This window comes from Candidatus Palauibacter scopulicola, from assembly GCF_947581915.1.
In the GTDB taxonomy this organism is placed as follows: domain Bacteria; phylum Gemmatimonadota; class Gemmatimonadetes; order Palauibacterales; family Palauibacteraceae; genus Palauibacter; species Palauibacter scopulicola.
Window position 1 is genome coordinate 78,600 of sequence record NZ_CANPWG010000008.1, and the last position, 19,404, is coordinate 98,003.

Here is a 19,404-nt window from a genome sequence, read left to right on the forward strand (position 1 = left end):
GGTTCCGCCACGGACGGCTAGGCGGGGGCCGGGGCGGGTTCGCCCCCCGCACCCTCCAGCGGACGCTCGCGCTGCGGCGCCGGCTCCAGGGCCGCCGGCTGCGGCTGCGGCGGCGCGGGTTCCGGAGCCGGAGCCGGCAGCTCCCGGCCCTCCTCGAGCAGCTTGATGTCTTCCGCATCGAGCGTTTCGCGCTCCAGCAGCGCCTCCGCGATCGATTCGAGCAGCGCCTGATTCTCCTCGAGGACGGTGCCCGTGGCGGCGTACGACTCATCCAGGATGCGCTTGATCTCGCCGTCCACGAGTTCGGCCGTCTTCTCGCTGACCTCGCGGCGCTGGGAGAGATCCCGCCCCAGAAAGACTTCCTGTTCGCGGTCCCCCACGGACATCGCGCCCACGGCCGGGGACATCCCGAACTGCGTGACCATGCGGCGCGCGAGATCCGTCGCGCGCTCGATGTCGTTGCCCGCGCCGGTCGTGATCTTGCCGGCGCCGAACATCATCTCTTCGGCCACGCGCCCGCCGAAGAGCATCTTGAGCTGACCCTCGAGCCATTCCTTCGTGTAGTTGTGGCGGTCCTCCTCGGGGAGCGAAGCCGTGATCCCGAGGGCCCGCCCGCGCGGGACGATCGTCACCTTGTGGAGCGGATCCAGGCCCGGGACGCGGAGGGCGACGACGGCATGCCCCGCCTCGTGGTAGGCCGTGACGCGGCGCTCCTCCTCGGAGATCACCATGCTCCGGCGCTCGGTGCCTAGCATGACCTTGTCCTTGGCCCGCTCGAACTCCTCCATGTAGACGCGATCCTTGTCGTCCCGCGCCGCGATGAGCGCGGCCTCGTTCACGACGTTCTCGATATCCGCACCCGACAGTCCGGGGGTCCCCTTCGCGAGCACCGCGAGGTCGACATCGTCGGCGAGCGGGATGTCCTGCGTGTGCACCTGGAAGATCCCCTCGCGTCCCTTGATATCGGGATTGTCGACCACGATCTGGCGGTCGAAGCGACCGGGGCGCAGGAGCGCGGGATCGAGCACATCCGGCCGGTTCGTCGCCGCGAGGAGGATCACTCCCTCGTTCGATTCGAACCCGTCCATCTCGACGAGCAACTGGTTCAGGGTCTGTTCGCGCTCGTCGTGCCCCCCTCCGAGGCCGGCCCCCCGGTGGCGTCCCACCGCATCGATCTCGTCGATGAAGATGATGCAGGGGGCCTGGGCCTTCCCCTGTTCGAAGAGGTCGCGCACGCGGGAGGCGCCCACGCCGACGAACATCTCCACGAAGTCCGAGCCGGACATCGAGAAGAACGGCCGGCCGGCCTCCCCGGCGACAGCTCGCGCGAGAAGCGTTTTTCCGGTCCCCGGCGGGCCGACGAGCAGCGCGCCCTTCGGCAGGCGCCCGCCCAGCCGCGAGAACTTCCGCGGATCCTTGAGGAACTCGATGATCTCCTGCAGTTCGTCCTTCGCTTCATCGCAACCCGCGACATCCGCGAAGGTGATCTTCGGCGTGTCTCCGCTCAGGAGCCGGGCCTTCGACTTCCCGAAGCTGAACGCCCGCGACCCTCCGGCCTGCATCTGTCGGATGACGAAGAGCCAGAGCCCGATGATGAAGATCCAGGGAAGGATCGAGATGAATACGTTGAGCCAGTTGCTGCGGGCGGGGAGCGTCTCGATCGTGATGTCGGCCTCGAGCAGTTCGCTCATGAGGGCATCGCCGATCTCCAGCGTCGGCAGCAGAAGATGGAAGTTCGCGATCTCCGCCTCGTCGACGGGGATCGCGCTCCGGAGCGTGCCTTCCACCTCGCCGGTGCCGAGGCGCACCTGGATCGACTCGATGTTCCGCTGCTCGATCTGCTCCCGGAACTGGGTGTAGCTCAGCGTCTCCCGGGCCTCCCTGGCGCCTCCCATGAACTGGAGGAGGGCGACCGGGATCAGAATCAACAGGGCCCAGAACGACGCCGTCCTGAGCCATCGGTGCATGCGCCCCGAGGGATCGCTGCCGTCCGGCTTCTGCGGCTGTTCTTGTCTCATTTTGATCTATTCCGACCTGTTCAAGGTCCGATGTCTCGACTCCGGCCGCCTCGCGTACGGCTCACGTACGAAGAGACGCGATAAACGGAAGGTGACGATAATCCTCCGCCTGATCCAATCCATACCCCACAAGGAACTCATTTGGTGCATCGAAGCCAACCCACCGCGGCTCCCACCCGAGGTCCGGCGCGATGTGCTTGTGGAGGAGCGCGCAGATCTCCAGCGAAGCGGGACGTCGCTCGGCGATCCCGCCGCACAACTGGTTCAGCGTGGTGCCGCTGTCGACGATGTCCTCGACGATGATGATGTGCCGGCCGGTCATCGGGGCTCGCGGGTCGTAGAGCAGTTCCACGTGGCCCGAACTCTTCGTGCCCCTGCCGTAGCTGGACGCGACGAGGAAGTCGACCTGCAGCGGACGCCGGATCTGGCGGACCAGGTCGCCGAGGAACACGAACGATCCCTTCAGCAGTCCGAGCAGCAGGATGTCGGCGTCCGGCGGGTAGGCGGCGGCGATCTCCGCTCCCATGCCGGCGACGCGGGCCGCGATGTCCGACGCGGAGTAGACGATGCGTCCGAGGGGCTCGCCCCCCGTGTACTCCGTGAACTCACGTTCCGCGGCTGTCATGGTGCCGGTGTCGGCGCTCTGTGAATCCAATGGCGAACCACGCTCCTCCGGGGTGGGCCGGCTCCACCGCCGTCCGGGAGTGCCCGGCCACCCACAGCACTCTCCGGTCGGCGTCCGCGACGACCGGCACGCCTGAACGATCCGAGGCCGGCACGCGGCGCTCCATCAGGAGCTTCGCGACTTTCCGCGACCCGGCCCGCGTGCGGATCCGGTCTCCGGGCTGCGGCCCCCGTACCCGGATCGGGAACCGGATCCCGTCGACGGGGAGCGCGGTGGCCCACCGCTCGGTGCCCTCCAGCGCGCCCCAGCGCACCTCGTAGTCGCGTCCGCCGAGGCGGACCGGCTCCCGTCCCGCCCGCACCCCGTCGATATCGAACTCGCGGTCGGGCGGCGCCTCGCGCACGCGCCGTACATGAATCCGGTCGAACTCCCGCTCGACCCGCAGACCCGCCGCGATGTCCACTCCGTGCCCGCTCTTCGCCGTGTCGATGAAGGATGCGCCCGCGCGGGTTCCGCGCCGGGACAGCAGAAAACCCATGTCCCGGGCGACCCGCCGCAACATGCGCCCGCGAGCCGCCCGATCATACCCCAGCAACAGGGACCGGGCAATTTGCGCCCCGCCGGCGCTTTTCCCGTATCCCGCGCTGGAGAGGAGCCGCCGGACGCCCGCTTCCAGCCCCCCCTCGGCCACGGCGGCATTCCGTCCGAGTTCCGTCAGCTGGCGGCGGATGGACGGCTCGTGGCCGGCCAGCGCCGGGAGCAGCCCGTACCGCACCCGAGCGCGCCGGTAACGAGGATTCCGGTTCGCGGGATCCCTCGCCCACTCGCGTCCCGAGGCCCGCAGATAGCCTCTCAGTTCCTCGCGCGCGAAGCCGAGCAGCGGACGCACGAAGGCGCCGCGGCGGGCGGGGATGCCGGCCAGTCCGCGAAAGCCGGGGCCGCGCAGGAGGTTGAGCAACACCGTCTCCACGTGGTCATCGCGCTGGTGTGCGAGGGCGACGCGATCCGCTCCGGCCCGACGCCGGGCCTCGGCAAGAAACGCGTATCTGGCCGCCCGCCACTCGGCCGGGCCGCCCGTGAGTCCGGTCGCCCGGCCCACGTCGCACGGCACTTCGATCCGGCGGCAGAGGTCCGCGGCCCTCGCGGCCCATGCGGCGCTCTCCGGCTGGAGTCCGTGGTCGAAGTGGGCCGCGCACAGCTTCAAGGGCCAGGACTCGCCCAGCGCGCGGAGGAGGTGCAGGAGCGCCAGCGAGTCCGATCCGCCGGAGAAGGCCACGACGACGCACGAACCTCGCGGCAGAAGCTCCGGAGCCGCCTGGAGCGCGGCCCTCAGGCGCGTTTCCACGCCGGCGCCCGCGACCGGCGGGGCGGCGGCGCCGGGTGTCAGGACTCTCCTTGCGGGGGGCGGTCGCGCCACGCCGCCGGGCCGCGGCGGAAGTCCAGTTCCTCGGCCACGGCGACGCCGAACCTCGGCCGCGCCGGCAGTTCTCCGAACGCGATCTCCGCTGGAGGGTCGGGAGAGGGGTCTGCGGAGGCGAGCCCGGACCGGCCGAGCTTGCGCCCGTGCTCCCAGACGCGGTCCCGCCCGGCCACGTACGCCCGCAGAGCGTCGGCGACATTCTTCGATCCGTTCAAACCTCCATCACCTCCGCTTCCCTGCGCGCCAGCATCGCGTCGATCTTCTTCACGTAGTCGTCCGTATGCGTCTGGACCTCGGCCATCGTGCGGCGGCAGATGTCCTCGCCGACCTCCCCGTCCCGCTGCATCTTCAGGAGCCGGTCGCGCGCGTCGTGCCTCGCGTGCCGTATCGACACCCGCCCCTCCTCCGCCATTCGGTGGAGGACCTTGACGAGTTCGCGCCGGCGCTCCTCGGTCAGCGGCGGGATGGGCACCCGGACCACCGCGCCGTCCACGGAAGGGTTCAGCCCCAGGTCGCCGCTCTGGATCGCGCGGGCCACGTCGCGGGCGATGTTCGGATCGTACGGCTGCACCAGGAGCATCGTCGGCTCGGGGGCGCTGACGTTCGCCACCTGCCGCAACTGCACGACGGAGCCGTACGCCTCGACCCTCACGCCGTCGAGGATCGCCGTCGTCGCCTTTCCGGTACGCACCGTGGCGAATTCCCGCGCGATCGCCTCGATCGCGCTTTCCATCGCCAGGACCGCATTCTCCAGCGTCTCCTCCGGCACCGTCCCCTCCGATCTTCGCGAATCCGTCGGGACCCGGGAGTTACGCGACGAGGGTCCCGATCCTCTCGCCTCGCAACGCTGCCAGGATTGCACCCGGGCGCTTGATGTTCAAGACGACGATGGGCAGCGAGTTGTCCTTGCACAGCGAGATCGCCGCCGCGTCCATGACGCCGAGTTCCCGGGTCATCACCTCGAGATAGCCGATCTCGTCAATGAGCGAGGCCTCCGGGTCGGTCTCCGGATCCGCCGTGTACACGCCATCGACCCGCGTCGCCTTCATGATCACGTCGGCCTCCATCTCGATCGCCCGGAGCACGGCCGCCGTATCGGTGGAAAAATACGGGTTCCCCGTACCTCCTGCGAAGATCACAACCCTTCTCTTCTCCAGATGGCGCAGCGCGCGGCGCCGGATGTAGGGCTCCGCGAGTTCCTCCATCCTGATGGCGGACATCACCCGCGTCTCCACGCCGGACTGTTCGAGCATGTCCTGAAGCGCCATCGCGTTGATCACGGTCGCGAGCATGCCCATGTAGTCCGCGCTCACCCGGTCCATGCCGCGCGCGCTCGCCACCGTGCCGCGCATGATGTTCCCGCCGCCCACGACGAGCCCGAGGCTCACGCCGCTCTCGTGGACGCGACGGATTTCGTGCGTGAGTTCCTCGATGACGGGCGGGTCGATGCCGAAACCCCGATTCCCGGCGAGCGATTCGCCGGAGAGCTTCACGAGGGCGCGGCCGTATTTCAGGTCGCCCGCCCCCCCGGGAATCCGGCCGGCGGAACTCAGCCGCCCACCTCGAAGCGGACGAACCGCCGAACCGCCACATCGTCTCCCGCCTCGCGCAGGACGTCCTTCACCGTCAGGTCCGGATCCCGCACGTAGGCCTGCCAGAGCAGCGCGTTCTCCTCGTAGAACTTGCGCATGCGGCCCTCCACGATCTTCTCGGTGATAGAGGCCGGCTTGCCCTGCTCCAGCGCCTGCTCGGTCAGCAGCTTGCGCTCCCGTTCGACCTCCTCCTCCGGAATGTCGTCCGGCGACACGCCCCGGGGGTTCGTGGCCGCGGCATGCATCGCGATCCCGCGGGCCGCCTCCTGCGCCGCGTCGTCCGAGTCCGAAACCTCCAGCAGCACGCCGATGCGATTCCCGAAGTGGACGTAGGACGCGAAGGCTCCGTGCGCGCCGAGGTCATAGCGCACGGCGCGTCCCACCTGGACGTTCTCTCCGACCTGGACCCGGAGTTCGTTGAGGCGGCTCTCGATGGCGTCTCCCCCCGCGAGTCGAAGCAGCGCGTCGCCGCGCACGGTCTCCCCGTCCGGCACCGGGAGGTCGAACAGCCGCTCCGCCAGGTGCCGCGAGAAGTCCTCGAATGCCTCGCTGCGCGCGACGAAGTCCGTTTCGCTCAGCACCTCGACCATCGAGGCGGACCCGTCACGCACCGCGATGCGGATCGTGCCCTCCGACACCGTGCGCGCCTCGCGCTTCGCCGCCTTCGCCGCGCCCGCCTTCCTGAGCAGGTCGATGGCCCGCTCCGAATCCCCCTCCGATTCGATGAGCGCGCGCTTGCAGTCCATCATCCCGGCACCTGTCCGGTCGCGGAGAGCCTTCACCGCCCCGGCCGTGATCTGCGTCATGGTCTCCATGTCTCCTTCCCAAAAAAAAGGGCCACCGAAGTGGCCCCTTGCGGTCACTTCTCTTCCGACTCCACCTCTCCGGCCACTGCCGCTTCGGCATCCTCCGATCCGGCATCCGCCGCGGGCTCCGGGTTGTCGGCCGCTTCGGCCTTCGCATCGCTCTCGGCCGGCTCGCCGTCCCCGTCGGCGCTCTCTATCACGGCCGGATGGTGCAGTCGCTGCGCGATGACCTCGGGACGCGGCTTTCGCCTCGGCCTCCGGCGGCGCGAACCGCCCGCGGCGTCGGCGACCCCGCCGGCGTCGCTCGAATACGTGTACGCCTGCGACTCGGCTTCTTCCCGGCCCGCCTCCGGAATCTCGCGCCGCGACGCCTCCACGACGTCCGCGATCGAGCGCGTGATCAGGGAAACGGAGCGAATCGCGTCATCGTTGCCCGCGATGGCGATGGTGAGGAGATCGGGATCCGCATTCGTGTCCGCGATCGCGACGACCGGGATGCCGAGGCGGTTCGCCTCTCGCACCGCGATCTCCTCGCGCGTCGAATCCACCACGAACACGAGCCCCGGCAGCCGCGTCATCTCCTTGATGCCGGACAGGTAGCGGTCGAGCTTCTCGCGCTCCCGCTCGAGGAGCAGCCGCTCCTTCTTCGTGTAGAACTCGAACGCCCCTTCCTCGACGCCCCGCTCGAGTTCCTTCAGTCGCGCGATGTTCTTCTTGATCGTCTGGAAGTTGGTGAGCATCCCGCCGAGCCAGCGTTCCGTGACGTAGAAGGAGCCGCACCGCTCGGCCTCCCCCCGCACCACGCGGGCGAGTTGGGACTTGGTGCACACGAAGAGCACGGATTTGCCCTCTACGATCGTCTGGCGCACGAGTTCGTGTGCCCGTTCGAGCTCGCGCTGCGTCTTCTTGAGATCGATGAGGTAGATCCCGCCGCACTCGGCGAAGATGTATTTCCGCATCTTCGGGTTCCAGCGATGTGTCTGGTGCCCGAAGTGTACGCCCGCCTTCAAGAGGTCCTGCAGCTCGACGCCCATGCGTTCGGCTTTCCGCCTTCCCGCTATCGTTTGGAGAACTGGAAGCGCTTGCGCGCCTTGGGACGACCCGGCTTCTTCCGCTCGACGATGCGGGGATCGCGGGTCAACATGCCGTGAGACCGCAAGGTCCGACGGCGGTCTTCATCCATCGCCAGGAGGGCGCGAGCGATGCCGAGGCGCGTGGCCTCCGCCTGGCCCGTGATCCCTCCACCGCGCACCCGAACGGCGATGTCGTACGACGCCCGCGTTCCGGTGACATCGAGGGGCGCCGCAACGAGCGAGCGGTGCCGCGGGATCGTGAAGTACTCTTCGAACGCCCGGCCATTCACGTTCACGACGCCCACGCCACGCTTCATCGTGATGCGCGACACCGACTTCTTCCGACGTCCGACCGACTGGACCTGTTCCGTTTCCGCCAACTCTCGTCTCCCTGGCAGTCCCCGTGCGCTGTGTCGCTATTCCGGGATCGTGTCGAAGGGGCGGGGGTGCTGAGGCGCGTGCGGATGCTCCGGCCCCGCGTACACCCTCAACTTTCCGAGCATCTGCCGGCCGAGCGTGTTCTTCGGCAGCATGCCCTTCACGGCCAGCTTGATCACCCGGTCCGGGTGCCGGTCGAGCATGCGCCGGAAGGGGATGAAGCGCTCTCCGCCCATGTAGCCGGAATGGCGGAAGTACTCCTTCTGATCCGCCTTGTTTCCGGTCAGCCGCACCCGCTCCGCGTTCACCACGACGACATAGTCGCCGGTGTCGAGGTGCGTGCTGTAGATCGGCTTGTGCTTTCCGCGAAGGACGGTCGCGATCCGCGTCGCGAGACGGCCGAGAACCTGATCCGCGGCGTCGACCACGTACCAGTCCCGTTCGATCTCCCCCGCCTTCACCGAGTACGTCTTCATGCGTTCTGCCCACCTCAAAAAAACCGCCCGGCGGGACGGATGCCGAGCGCGTGAAAATGATAGCCCGTGAAGCTATTCAAGGCCTCGTATGAAGTCAATCGCGGGCGGAGGCGCATTTCTCCGAGCGGAACGGGAGAGCGGCGCGGCCCGAGCGGAGGCGCTTCCGGCCCCGGGGGCGCCATCGTTGACGAAGCGAACGAGCCCGGACCGTTCGGCGCCCGCGCGCAGCCGCGAAAGTCCGCGTGCCTTGAGTTGGCGCGTCCGCTCGCACGACACGTCGAGGGCCGCCGAGATCTCGGCCGGCGTCTGCGGTCTCTCGTAGCCCAGGCCGAAGTAGCGGCGCACGACCTCCGATTCGAGCGGTGGGAGGTCTGCCAGACTCGCCTCGACCGCGTCCTGCAGCCGCTCCCGAATCACTCCGGCCCCGGGTTCGGGCGCCTGTTCGTCGGGCAGGAGTTCCTCGAAGGTGCAAGTGCTCCCCGGGGCCAGCTCGTCGAGGGAAACGCGGTGCGCGGCGGGGCCGCCGGGGGGCCGCTGAGCGCCGTGGTCGGCAATCGCCTGGATCATGGCCCGCCGCACCCAGTAGTGCGCGTAGCTGATGAAGCGGACGCCGCGCTCCGGATCGAAGCGGTCCGCGGCGCGCACGAGCCCCAGGTTCCCCTCGTTCACCAGGTCGGCCAGCGGGACGCCGCGGCCGCGGTAGCCACGCGCGACGGACACGACGAAACGGAGATTCGCGTTGACGAGCCGTACGCGCGCCGCCTGGTCGCCGGCCCGACTCCGCCGCGCCAGTTCCACTTCGGCTTCCGCGTCGAGCAGACTCTCGCGGCGGATGTCCGCGAGGTAGCGTTCGAATATGCGGACCATTCCGGTCGACCTCAGTCGACGCCGCGCAGAATCCGGCCCCAGCGGATCTCGGTGAGCCAGGCCCAGGGGCCCTCCGGCTCGCGAGCGTACGAATAGTACACGAGGAAGGGCCGGCCCCGGATCGCATCCCGGGGCACGAAGCCCCAGTAGCGGGAATCCTCGGAGTTCGACCGGTTGTCGCCCATGACGAAGTAGCTGTCCTCGGGCACGACGAGCGGACCCCAGTTGTTTCGCGTCGTTATGGCGCCGGAGCGGCGCGCGCCATCGGTCAGGAACCGGCGCTGCCACGCGAACTTCGGGCTCGGGGCGTCGGGAAAGTTCGAAGAGGCCTTCACGTAGGGTTCCTCGAACGGAGCCCCGTTCAGGAAAAGTCTCGCCCGCCGCATGCGCAGCGTATCCCCCGGCATGCCCACGATTCGCTTCACGTAGTTCGTGCGCGGGGGCTGTTCGGCGGACGCCGGCGGCTCGAACACGACGACGTCGCCGCGCGAAGGCTCGCCGAACGCCGGAAGCTCCAGGTCCGTACCGGGGATTTCGGCTCCGTACACCATCTTGTTGACGAGCAGAAAGTCGCCGATCAGGAGCGTATTCTCCATCGAGGCGGTCGGGATCTGGAAGGCTTCCACCACGAAGGTCCGGATGAAGAGAAACAGGACCAGGGCGACGAAGATGGACTTCGTCCACTCCCACATCCACCGGCCGACGGACGCGTCGCGACCCCGGCGCGCCCGGACCGTGGGTGCGCGAAACCTGCGGACTCGCCGCTCCGCCGCCGCGCCCTCTTCCACGCCTTCCCGTTCGGTTCCGGAAGCGGCTCCCTCAGTCGATCGTTCCTCCATCCCATCCTTCCCTGTTTCCACAAGCCGGTGATTGGCGGTCCCGCGTGCGACCCCGTTTCGGGTCCCGTGCCTCAATCCGGGTCCCGTACCCTAAGATGTAAGGGGGGACCTCAACGGGGTCTCACCGTCCGGCCTCACCAGTCGACGTCGATCTGCGCGCGCTGCAGCGTGCCGCTGTAATCGACGTACGCCACCTTGGTTTCCGAGTAGAACTCGTAGACTTCCCACCCCCCTTCACGGTGCCCGTTGCCCGTGTTTTTTACGCCGCCGAAGGGGAGGTGCGCCTCCGCGCCGATGGTGGGCGCGTTCACGTAGGTGATCCCGTTGTCGAGTTCCTCCACGGCGCGGAAAGACGCCGTCACATCCCGCGTGTAGATCGACGACGAGAGCCCGTATTGAACTTCGTTGTTGATATCGAAGGCTTCGTCGATCGTGTCGAAGCGGATCACGGAGAGTACCGGCCCGAAAATCTCCTCGCGCGCGGCCCGGTGTGCCCGGTCGACGCCCGCGAGAACCGTCGGTTCGAAGAACCAGCCGTCGGCGAGGCCGCTCTCCGGCGGGCGGCCGCCCCCGGTCGCGACCGTGGCCCCCTCGTCGCGGGCGATCGCGATGTAGCGCTCGCACTTTTCGCGGGCGGCCTCGTGGATGAGCGGTCCCACATCCACGCCGGCCTCCTGCCCGTCGCCGAGGCGGAGGGAGCGCGCTTCGTAACACAGCCTCTCCACGAACTCGTCGTGAACCTCGCTCTGCACGAGGAGGCGGCTGGTCGCCGTGCAGCGCTGCCCGGTCGTGCCGAAGGCGCCCCACAGCACGCCCTCGAGGGCGAGGTCGAGGTCCGCGTCCGCCATGACGATCTGCGCGTTCTTGCCGCCCATTTCGAGGGAGAGACGCTTGTGCATGCGCCCGGCGACTTCGCCGATCCGGCTGCCCGTCTCCGTGGACCCGGTGAAGGAGAGGCCGGGGACGCCGGGGTGTTCGACGATGGCGCGCCCGATCGTCTCGCCGCGGCCGTGCAGCAACTGCACGCATTCGGGCGGCAGGCCGGCCTCGAGCAGGATCTCCACGAACCGGTGGGCGCTGTGGGGGACATCCTCCGAGGGCTTGTAGATGATGCTGTTCCCGCACAGCAGCGCGGGGAAGATCTTCCAGCTCGGGACCGCGACCGGAAAGTTGAAGGGGGTGATGATCCCGAACACGCCGATGGGACGCCGGAACGACATCGCCCACTTGCTCCGCAGCTCGGAGGGCGCCGTGCGTCCGAACAGGCGCCGGCCTTCCACCGCCGCGTAGTAGGCCGTGTCGATGGCCTCCTGGACGTCGCCGCGCGTTTCGTCGAGCACCTTTCCCATCTCGCGCGTGGCCGTGCGCGCGAGGTCCTCCTTGTGCCGCGTGAGGAGGTCCCCCGCCGCCTTCAGGACCAGGCCCCGCTCCGGGGCCGGCGTCCTCGACCAGCGTTCGAAGCCGCGCTGCGCGGACGCTACGGCCGCGTCCAGCTCCGACGCGCCGGTGTCCGGGAAGAGGCCGATGAGGTCCGAGGTGCGCGCCGGGTTGCGGTTCTCGAGGTGTTCGCCGCTGGCGGGCGCGGTCCACTCGCCCGCGATGTAGTTGAGGAACTTCTCAGCCATGGCCGGAGGAACTCCGCTCCTGGAGTTAGCGATCCATGAGGAGGACGACCTCCTCGTTCTCCACCCGGACGTCGACGACGGTCTCGGGGATGTCGAAGAGCACGGTTCGTCCGTCCGCACGCAACCCCAGTTGCTGCGCGGCCAGGCCGAGCATCATCGGGGGCACCGGGATGATGCCCGCCTGGAGACCCACGACGTGGAGGCGTCCCTCGCCCCTTTCTCCGACCTGCGGGAGCACTTCGCCGGCGACCCGGGCGGAATCCCCGAGCATCCTCGTGAGGCTCGCCGCCATGTCCGCTTCGATCGGGAGTTGCGTGAAGTCGAGCATGAGGGTGAAGGCGACGGTCGAGTCGCGCAGTTCGACCGCGGGCTCTCCGACGCCGGCCGGCAGCCGGGGGACCAGCTCGTAGCGAACGTAGCTCTGGAGTTCCGTCTCGGTGAACCGCGTCTCGGCCACCCCGCCGCCGGCCGCCAACTCCTGCAGAGCCGTTTCCACCTCCGCCGCCGCCTCGGGACCGAATTCGGGCGTGGACTCCGCGACGACGATTTCATCCGCGCCCGCGTTCGCGAGCCACGCTTCGATGTCTCCGCGAAAGATCCAGCCGACGATCAGCAGGATCAGAAGGAAGATGAGAAAGCCCAGACCTTTGAAGAGCTTCCGGAAGATACCCATGTCGACCGCCTCCGACCGGAATCGGGGAAAGAGGGTAAGCTAGTGCTGCGCCCGGCGGGCGTCATCGCCGCCGCCGGCCAGCCGGCAGGCGGCGACTTCCGTGTGCCGCGCGCCGCCGGGGAGAAGTTCGCTCCGCATCAGTGACACGCGCCGAACGTCCACCGTGGCCTCGAAGCGGACACGCGGGATGGCGCCCGCCAAACCTACGGGCGGCGGCGGGCGGCGGATTCGTCCCACCGTCACGTGCGGGCGGAAGGGGCGCGGGTCGGGGGCCACGCCGGCGCGGACCACGGCCTCCTCCACGGCTCGTTGCAGTTGCGCGAGGGCGGGCGTGTCTTCGACGCCGACCCAGAGGACGCGCGCGCGACGGTGGGAGGGGAACACGCCGGCGGCCCGCAGCCGGATCGGGAAGCCTGGGTGCTCTGCCGTGGCGGCGGCAATCTCCCGTGCGAGCGGCGTCTCGAGGCCGCGGTCGACCTCCCCGATGAAACGCAGCGTGAGGTGCAGTTGCTCGGCGCGCACCGGCCGCACGCCCTCCAGCGCCCGCAGCTCCGCGGTCGCGCGCGTGAGGTCCGCGCGAACCGGGGCCGGGAGGAGGACGGCCGCGAAGAGCCTCGACCGGACGTCGGGGGAGACATATCCTGCGCCTGCCATGATCCTCCTCATCGACAACTACGATTCGTTCGCCTTCAACCTCGCGCGGTATCTGGAGGAACTTGGGGAGACCGTGCGGGTGCGGCGCAACGATGACGTCGATCCGGGGACGCTGGGGGACGCGGGCTTCTCTCACATCGTCATCTCCCCCGGCCCCTGCACGCCCGCCGAAGCCGGCGCTTCCGTCGAGGTGGTCCGGACGGTGGGCGCCGAGATGCCGATACTGGGCGTCTGCCTCGGACATCAGTGTATCGCCGCGGCGACGGGGGGACGGGTCCTCCGGGCCGCGCGCCCGATGCACGGCCGCCTGTCGGCGATCCGGCACGAGGGGCACGGGCTCTTCGCGGGCCTCCCCTCTCCGCTCGAGGTCACCCGCTACCACTCACTCGTCGTAGATCCCGGCGAGCCGGGGGCCGGCCTCCGGGTCACGGCCCGCACGGAGGAGGGCGAAGTCATGGCCCTCGAACACGAGTCGTGGCCCGTGTGGGGCGTGCAGTTCCATCCGGAAGCCGTGCTCACGGCCGGGGGACGCCATCTCCTCGGGAACTTCCTCGCGCTCGGCAGGGGGGACGTTCCCGCCTCCGAACCCGTGGAAGCCGGCCGCTGCCCCGAACTCCCGGCCGACGCCCTGCCGTAGTCGAGGCGCCGGGTGACACTGCTCTGCCGGGGGAATCTGCTCTATTGTGGTCCGCGGAAGCGGATTGCCTCGGCGACGTGGTCCTCGGATACGCGGCCCCGTCCCTCGAGGTCCGCGATCGTTCGGGCGACGCGGAGCGCGCGGTGGTAGCCACGGGCCGTCAGGCCCAGATGCGTCACGGCCTTCCGCAGGAGCGAGCGGCCACCGCGCCCGACGCGGCACGCCTCCTCGAGACGGACGGGCGGGATCCGCGCGTTGATCGTTCCGTGGCGGCGGGCGGCGCGGGCGCGGGCCTTCGACACCCGGGCCCGCACAACCGCGCTCGTATCGCCGGACGCCGCTTCCGCGAGTTGCTCCCAGCGTACGGCCGGAACGTCGACGAGCATGTCGATCCGGTCGAGGAGCGGTCCGCTGACCCGGCGGCGGTACCGCCGCACGGTTTCCTCGAGACAGCGGCAGCGGCCCGGCGTGCCCAGGAAGCCGCACGGACAGGGGTTCATCGCGGCCACGAGCGTGAACTCGGCGGGAAAGCTGGCCGATCCGGCCGCGCGGACGATCCGCACCTGTCCTTCCTCGATCGGCTGGCGCAGCGCCTCCAGCGTGCGGCGCCCGAACTCCGGGAGTTCGTCGAGGAAGAGCACGCCGTGGTGCGCCAGCGATACCTCGCCCGGCCGCGGACGGGTCCCGCCGCCGATGAGCCCGGCCTCGCTGATGGAGTGGTGTGGCGCCCGGAAGGGCCGGGCGCGCTTGAGCCCGGAACCATCGGCCACGAGGCCGGCGACGCTGTGGATCGCCGTCACGTCCACCGCCTCCCGGATCTCGAGAGCCGGGAGGAGACCGGGGAGGCAGCGCGCAAGACTCGTCTTCCCCGCACCCGGGCAACCCGACAGGAGGACGTTGTGCCCGCCGGCGGCGGCGATCTCCAGCGCCCGCTTGGCGGCCGACTGCCCCTTCACGGCCGACAGGTCGAACCCGCCGTCGTCCGGTCCGCGGCTTCCCGTCGTCCGAACGGAGGGGGACAGCAGCGTCATGGGTCCGCGCAGGCGGGCCTCGCCGTTCAGAGCGGCGAGGATGTGGGTCAGCGACTCCGAGCCGCCCACGGCGATCCCTTCCGCGGCCGATGCTTCCCGCAGGTTCGCGACCGGCAGGAGGAGGCGCGCGACCTGCGGGTTCGCGGCCGCGAAGAGAGCGATCGGAAGGGCGCCCCGGATCGAACGCACCGAACCGTCGAGCCCGAGTTCGCCCACCGCCAGTGTCCCGTCGAGGGCGTCCTGAGGGAGGTCCCCGTTCGCGCACAGGATCCCGAGCATGATCGGCAGGTCCAGCGCGGCCCCGGTCTTGGGAAGATCCGCCGGCGCCAGGTTCACCGTGATGCGCAGCCCGGGAACGTGAAGGCCCAGTTGGGCCGCGGCGGCCCGGATCCGCTCGCGGCCCTCGCGCACGGCGCTCTGCGCGAGGCCGACGATCTGCATCAGCGGCGTCCCCCTGATCAGCGACACCTCGACGCTCACCGGCCGCACGTCGAGTCCCATCACCGCCGCCGACATCACCGAGGCCGACCCCACCCACTTTGCCATTCTTTTTCGCTCCCCTTCGCGCAGCCTTGTAACTTCACCGTGAATCATGGATCGGCGCCGGTCTCAACCGGTTCTCAAACCGGCCGGGAACGAGCGCAGGAACGAGGGAAGTGTGGCGAAGAGCGTGAGATCGTCGTGCGGCGCCGCCGGGAGTCCGTGGCAGGACGCTGCGTCAGCGACGAGAGCGGTGGGGCTGCTGGGCGTGCTCCTGCTGGGTCCGTTGCTCGCGGGCCTGGCGGCTCCCCCGCCGCTGAGCGCGCAGGAACTCGACGCGGGCCACCTGTACCTGCGCGAAGCGGGGCGCCGCGTGGGGACCGAACGCTTCCGGATCTGGCGGACCGGATCCACGGTGAACGCCGCCGCGAGCGTCGAGATGGTGCAGCGAACCGCCTGGCTGGTGCGGCTCCAGATGGACCCCGACCTGCTCCCGGTGAAATACGAGATTCGCGAGGGGGTATCGGCTATCGTGAGCGGGGAGCGCTTCCCCGACCGGGTCCGCTTCCACTTCGCGACGCCGGAGGGCGAGCGCTGGAAGCAGTACCCGGTCCAGGATGCGGCCGCGATCGTGGAGCCGGGGGTCGCACACCACTATCTCGTGCTCGTGCGTGCGCTCAGAGAAGCGCCGGACGGGCGGTTGAAGGCGATCCTGCCCCTCGGCGGCCGGACCGTGACCGTGCGCCTCGCCGCGCGGACGGAGGAGAGCGTTTCGCTCGGCGAGGAGTCGGTGGACGCGACCCGCTACGACGTGGACATGGAAGGCGCCCTGCACCGGGTATGGCTCGACGCGGAAGACCGGCTCCTCCGCGTTCTGGACGCCGAGGGCCGCGAGGCCCTGCGCGCCCCCGCCGGAAGCTGAGGCAGACCGGGACCGAGACAGACTGGAGGAGAAGCATGGAACACCATCCGGAATCGTCCGACGCATCGGCGGAGGAGCACGGGATCCCCTCCCTGCCCGTGCGGATCGTGCAGGTCTTCGTCTCGCCGGCGAAGCTGTTCGACGCCCTCCGCCACCGGCCCGCCTGGATGGGCGCCGTCCTGACACTGATCGGCGTAAGCATAGCGCTCCAGATCCTTACGCCGGTCATCGTCCCCGAAGAGATACTGCGGAGGGCGGCCGAGGCCCGGATGGCCGACTTCGTACCCGCGGGAACCGATCCCGCGGTTTTGGAAGAGCAGATCGACGCAGCCGTTTCTCCGGGAGCGTTCTGGGTCGTCGGAGGCGCGGTCCTCGCGGCGCTCGTCCCAGTGTCGCTCATTGCGGGACTCCTCCTCATCGCGTTCAACGTCATCCTGGGGGGCGAGGGCAGCTTCAAGCAGCTGTTCAGCGCCGGCGCGCACGCCATGTACATCTACACGGCGGGAGGGATCGTCTCCATCGGCCTGATGGCGACCGGCGCCGAGACCCTGACCCTCACGCCCGGTCTGTTCCTGCCCGAGATGGGGGGGTTCATCGGCAGGTTCCTAAACGGAATCAACATCTTCTCTGTTTGGACGTGCGGGGTGCTCGGGGTGGCGGTGAGCCGCTTTTATCCGGGACGGTCCGTGGCGGCGGGAACGACGTATCTGCTGGTGCTCTACCTGATCCTCGTGGCGGCGCTCGCGATGCTCGCAGGCCTCTTCGCCGGTCTGGGGGGCTAACGGGTGAAACCGCGCACGCCGTCGCGACGTACCCGTGACGTACCGATGATGCACCCCCGGGCGTGGGCCGTGCGGCTACCCGAACCGCCCGCCGAGTCTCGAAATAAAGGTCCTTGTACAGGATGAAGAAAGCGATCATCGCGGTCGTCGTCGTTGGACTTCTCGCGACCATGGGATTCCTCGCCACGCAGAGGCAGGGGCGTGGCGTCGTCGAAGTGCGCGTGGAGGCCGTCGGGTTGCGGGATCTCGTCGACGACGTCTCCGCGACGGGCCACATAGAGCCCAAGACGCAGGTTCAGATTACGACGGATGTCGCCGGGAGGATCATCGAACTCCCGGTGGAGGAGGGCCAGGACGTGGAGGAGGGGGCCCTCCTGCTCCAGATCGACCCGGCGCTGTTCCGGGCCGCCGTGCAGCGGGCCGAGGCCGCGCTGGCGCAGGCGCGCGCCAGCCAGGCTCAGCAGGATGCGGCCTACCAGCAGGCTCAGCGGGACGCGGACCGCATGACGGCGCTCCAGGCGCGCGGGACGGACTTCGTGACCGATGCGGAAGTCGAGCAGGCCGTGACGAACGCCGATGTCCAGTCGCGCCTGCTCGAAGCCGCGGAGTACCAGGTCGAACAGGCCGAGGCGAATCTCGCGCAGGAGCGCGACCGGCTCGGGAAAACCACCATCCGGGCGCCCATGTCGGGCCGGATCACGCGGCTCAACGTCGAACGCGGCGAGACCGCGATCGTCGGGACGATGAACAACCCGGGGACCGTGCTGCTGACGGTCGCGGACCTCTCCGTCATGGAAGCCGTGATCGAGGTGGACGAGACGGACGTGCCCGACATCTCCATCGGCGACTCCGCCTACGTCGAGATCGACGCCTTCCCGAACCGGCGCTTCGTGGGGACCGTCACCGAGATCGGCAACAGCTCGATCGTCCCCCTGAATCCCGCCACGTCCGGCGGTTCGGCCCAGGCGATCGACTTCGAGGTCAAGATCGAACTGCGCGCGCCGCCCGAAGGGATCCGGCCGGACCTGTCGGCCACGGCCGACGTGATCACGGCGACCCGCGACGACGTGCCCAGCATCCCCATTACGGCGCTCACGCTGATGGATGCGGATGAGTACGAGGAGATCCCGAACGAGAATCTGCCGAGCGCTCCACGATCCGACGCGGCTCGGGACATCGAGGGCGTCTTCGTCGTGGAAGGCGACATCGTCCGCTTCCGGCCGGTGCAGATCGGGATCGCCGGCGAGAACTACTTCGAGGTCGTGTCCGGGATCGAAGTCGGCACGACCGTCGTCTCGGGCTCGTTCCAGGCGATCCGCGAACTCGGCGACGGGAGCCGGATCCGGATCGACGGGCCGGCCGGCGGCGGCGCCACCGCCAACCGCGAGGACGGTAGCGGAGGGAACGACGCGGCGGTCAACGGGGAGAACGGGGAGAACGGACGATGAGCGGCAACGGACAGATGGAGTCGATCATCGTCACGCGCGACCTGAGGAAGGAGTACGTGATGGGCACGGAGACGGTGCACGCGCTGGCGGGCGTGGACATCGAGATTCTCCGGAACGAGTACGTGTCGATCATGGGCCCCTCGGGCTCGGGCAAGTCGACGCTCATGAACATGATCGGCTGCCTCGACTCCCCGACGAGCGGGGAGTACGTCCTCAACGGGCAGGCGGTCCAGGATCTGAGCGACGACAACCTGGCCCGGATTCGAAACCGGGAGATCGGGTTCGTGTTCCAGACGTTCAACCTCCTGCCGCGGGCGACGGCGCTACACAACGTGGAGCTGCCGCTCATCTACGCGGGAGTGTCGAGCCGGGACCGGCAGAAGAAGGCGGCGCAGGCGCTCGAGATCGTTCAGCTCGCCGACCGCATGGACCACAAACCCAACGAACTTTCCGGCGGTCAGCGCCAGCGCGTGGCCATCGCGAGGGCGCTCGTCAACGACCCCTCGATCCTCCTCGCGGACGAGCCGACGGGCAACCTCGACTCCTCGACCTCCGAGGAGATCATGGATGTCTTCGACACGCTCCACGAGAACGGGCAGACCATCATCATGGTCACGCACGAGTACGACATCGCGGCCCGCTCCCAGCGCGTGATCACGCTCGTCGACGGCAAGGTCGAGGCGCAGATGTCGGTGGACTACTACCTGGCGCGCGGACTCAAGCAGCCCACGGCGGCTTCGGGTGCGGCGGCGCGACCGGCGAGCCCGGAGGCCGAGCCTGCACGCGCTCCTGAGCCGGAGACCGCTTCGGCACCGGAGGCCGCGCCCGAGCCGGCACCGCCCCGCGAAGCCGCTCCGTCACCGCCCCCGGAGATTGCTCCGTCGGTGCCGCCCCCGACGGCAGTGCCGATCGACCCGGTGGCGCCCCCGACGGCGGTCCCGGTGGACCCGGCGCCGCCCGAGGCGACCCCTCCGACCCCGGGAACCCCGCGTCCGATCTCGAACCCCTGGGCGCCCCCGACCACACCACCCGTGGATGGTGGCCGCTAGCGGCCGCGC

Annotated in this window: 21 protein-coding genes; 5 read left to right on the forward strand and 16 right to left on the reverse strand. The window is 69.4% G+C overall.

Features of this window, described 5'->3' with window-relative positions:
• Positions 1-17: 17 nt before the first annotated feature.
• The 15 genes from ftsH to thpR form a co-directional block, all read right to left on the reverse strand.
• Entirely contained in the window at positions 18-2,018 is a 2,001-nt protein-coding gene (ftsH, locus tag RN743_RS00930) for an ATP-dependent zinc metalloprotease FtsH (RefSeq protein WP_310775292.1), read from the reverse strand.
• Between the two features lie 61 nt (positions 2,019-2,079).
• Positions 2,080-2,643 carry a hypoxanthine phosphoribosyltransferase gene (hpt, locus tag RN743_RS00935; RefSeq protein WP_310775294.1) on the reverse strand — a complete coding sequence of 188 codons (564 nt, stop codon included), beginning with the start codon at positions 2,641-2,643 and terminating at the stop codon, positions 2,080-2,082.
• Positions 2,624-3,988: a tRNA lysidine(34) synthetase TilS gene (gene tilS / locus RN743_RS00940; RefSeq protein WP_310775296.1), complete on the reverse strand. Its 1,365-nt coding sequence runs from the start codon at positions 3,986-3,988 to the stop codon at positions 2,624-2,626. Before tilS ends, hpt begins: the two co-directional genes overlap by 20 nt.
• A gap of 38 nt (positions 3,989-4,026) precedes the next feature.
• Complete coding sequence (locus RN743_RS00945; protein ID WP_310775298.1) at positions 4,027-4,278, reverse strand: hypothetical protein; 252 nt, start codon at positions 4,276-4,278, stop codon at positions 4,027-4,029.
• The gene (gene frr / locus RN743_RS00950; RefSeq protein WP_310775300.1) at positions 4,275-4,832 is read right to left on the reverse strand and encodes a ribosome recycling factor; all 558 of its coding nucleotides are present in this window, start codon (positions 4,830-4,832) and stop codon (positions 4,275-4,277) included. Before frr ends, RN743_RS00945 begins: the two co-directional genes overlap by 4 nt.
• 40 nt (positions 4,833-4,872) lie before the next feature.
• Positions 4,873-5,556: a UMP kinase gene (gene pyrH / locus RN743_RS00955; protein ID WP_310775302.1), complete on the reverse strand. Its 684-nt coding sequence runs from the start codon at positions 5,554-5,556 to the stop codon at positions 4,873-4,875.
• Positions 5,557-5,612: 56 nt separating this feature from the next.
• The gene (gene tsf / locus RN743_RS00960; protein ID WP_310775304.1) at positions 5,613-6,461 is read right to left on the reverse strand and encodes a translation elongation factor Ts; all 849 of its coding nucleotides are present in this window, start codon (positions 6,459-6,461) and stop codon (positions 5,613-5,615) included.
• Positions 6,462-6,514: 53 nt separating this feature from the next.
• Positions 6,515-7,495, reverse strand: a complete 981-nt coding sequence (rpsB, locus tag RN743_RS00965; RefSeq protein WP_310775306.1) for a 30S ribosomal protein S2 — start codon at positions 7,493-7,495, stop codon at positions 6,515-6,517.
• A 23-nt stretch (positions 7,496-7,518) separates the two neighbouring features.
• On the reverse strand, positions 7,519-7,914 hold the full coding sequence (gene rpsI, locus RN743_RS00970) for a 30S ribosomal protein S9 (RefSeq protein WP_310757585.1): 396 nt from the start codon (positions 7,912-7,914) through the stop codon (positions 7,519-7,521).
• 36 nt (positions 7,915-7,950) lie between these two features.
• Complete coding sequence (gene rplM, locus RN743_RS00975) at positions 7,951-8,388, reverse strand: 50S ribosomal protein L13 (RefSeq protein WP_310775308.1); 438 nt, start codon at positions 8,386-8,388, stop codon at positions 7,951-7,953.
• A 72-nt stretch (positions 8,389-8,460) separates the two neighbouring features.
• Positions 8,461-9,255 (reverse strand): sigma-70 family RNA polymerase sigma factor, encoded by a 795-nt coding sequence (locus tag RN743_RS00980; protein WP_310775310.1) that lies wholly within the window; start codon positions 9,253-9,255, stop codon positions 8,461-8,463.
• Positions 9,256-9,266: 11 nt separating this feature from the next.
• Positions 9,267-10,094, reverse strand: coding sequence for a signal peptidase I (gene lepB / locus RN743_RS00985; protein WP_310775312.1), 828 nt, complete (start codon positions 10,092-10,094; stop codon positions 9,267-9,269).
• A gap of 134 nt (positions 10,095-10,228) precedes the next feature.
• The gene (locus RN743_RS00990) at positions 10,229-11,719 is read right to left on the reverse strand and encodes an aldehyde dehydrogenase family protein (protein ID WP_310775314.1); all 1,491 of its coding nucleotides are present in this window, start codon (positions 11,717-11,719) and stop codon (positions 10,229-10,231) included.
• Positions 11,720-11,744: 25 nt separating this feature from the next.
• Complete coding sequence (locus tag RN743_RS00995; RefSeq protein ID WP_310775316.1) at positions 11,745-12,392, reverse strand: hypothetical protein; 648 nt, start codon at positions 12,390-12,392, stop codon at positions 11,745-11,747.
• A gap of 39 nt (positions 12,393-12,431) precedes the next feature.
• Positions 12,432-13,046: an RNA 2',3'-cyclic phosphodiesterase gene (gene thpR / locus RN743_RS01000; protein ID WP_310775318.1), complete on the reverse strand. Its 615-nt coding sequence runs from the start codon at positions 13,044-13,046 to the stop codon at positions 12,432-12,434.
• Here thpR and RN743_RS01005 point away from each other — a divergent pair.
• A complete protein-coding gene (locus RN743_RS01005; protein ID WP_310775320.1) occupies positions 13,045-13,683 on the forward strand; it encodes an aminodeoxychorismate/anthranilate synthase component II in 639 nt (212 codons plus the stop codon). The two genes, thpR and RN743_RS01005, sit on opposite strands and share 2 nt — an antisense overlap.
• Before the next feature lie 41 nt (positions 13,684-13,724).
• Here RN743_RS01005 and RN743_RS01010 read toward each other — a convergent pair whose 3' ends face one another.
• Positions 13,725-15,260: a YifB family Mg chelatase-like AAA ATPase gene (locus RN743_RS01010; protein WP_310775322.1), complete on the reverse strand. Its 1,536-nt coding sequence runs from the start codon at positions 15,258-15,260 to the stop codon at positions 13,725-13,727.
• A 124-nt stretch (positions 15,261-15,384) separates the two neighbouring features.
• On the opposite strand from RN743_RS01010, the gene RN743_RS01015 reads away from it, so the two are divergent.
• The 4 genes from RN743_RS01015 to RN743_RS01030 all read left to right on the forward strand — a co-directional run bounded on the left by RN743_RS01015 (position 15,385) and on the right by RN743_RS01030 (position 19,395).
• Positions 15,385-16,116, forward strand: coding sequence for a hypothetical protein (locus RN743_RS01015; protein WP_310775325.1), 732 nt, complete (start codon positions 15,385-15,387; stop codon positions 16,114-16,116).
• Between the two features lie 35 nt (positions 16,117-16,151).
• Positions 16,152-16,898: a YIP1 family protein gene (locus RN743_RS01020; protein ID WP_310775327.1), complete on the forward strand. Its 747-nt coding sequence runs from the start codon at positions 16,152-16,154 to the stop codon at positions 16,896-16,898.
• A 122-nt stretch (positions 16,899-17,020) separates the two neighbouring features.
• Positions 17,021-18,346, forward strand: coding sequence for an efflux RND transporter periplasmic adaptor subunit (locus RN743_RS01025; protein ID WP_310775330.1), 1,326 nt, complete (start codon positions 17,021-17,023; stop codon positions 18,344-18,346).
• On the forward strand, positions 18,343-19,395 hold the full coding sequence (locus RN743_RS01030; RefSeq protein ID WP_310775332.1) for an ABC transporter ATP-binding protein: 1,053 nt from the start codon (positions 18,343-18,345) through the stop codon (positions 19,393-19,395). Before RN743_RS01025 ends, RN743_RS01030 begins: the two co-directional genes overlap by 4 nt.
• The last annotated feature ends 9 nt before the right edge of the window (positions 19,396-19,404 follow it).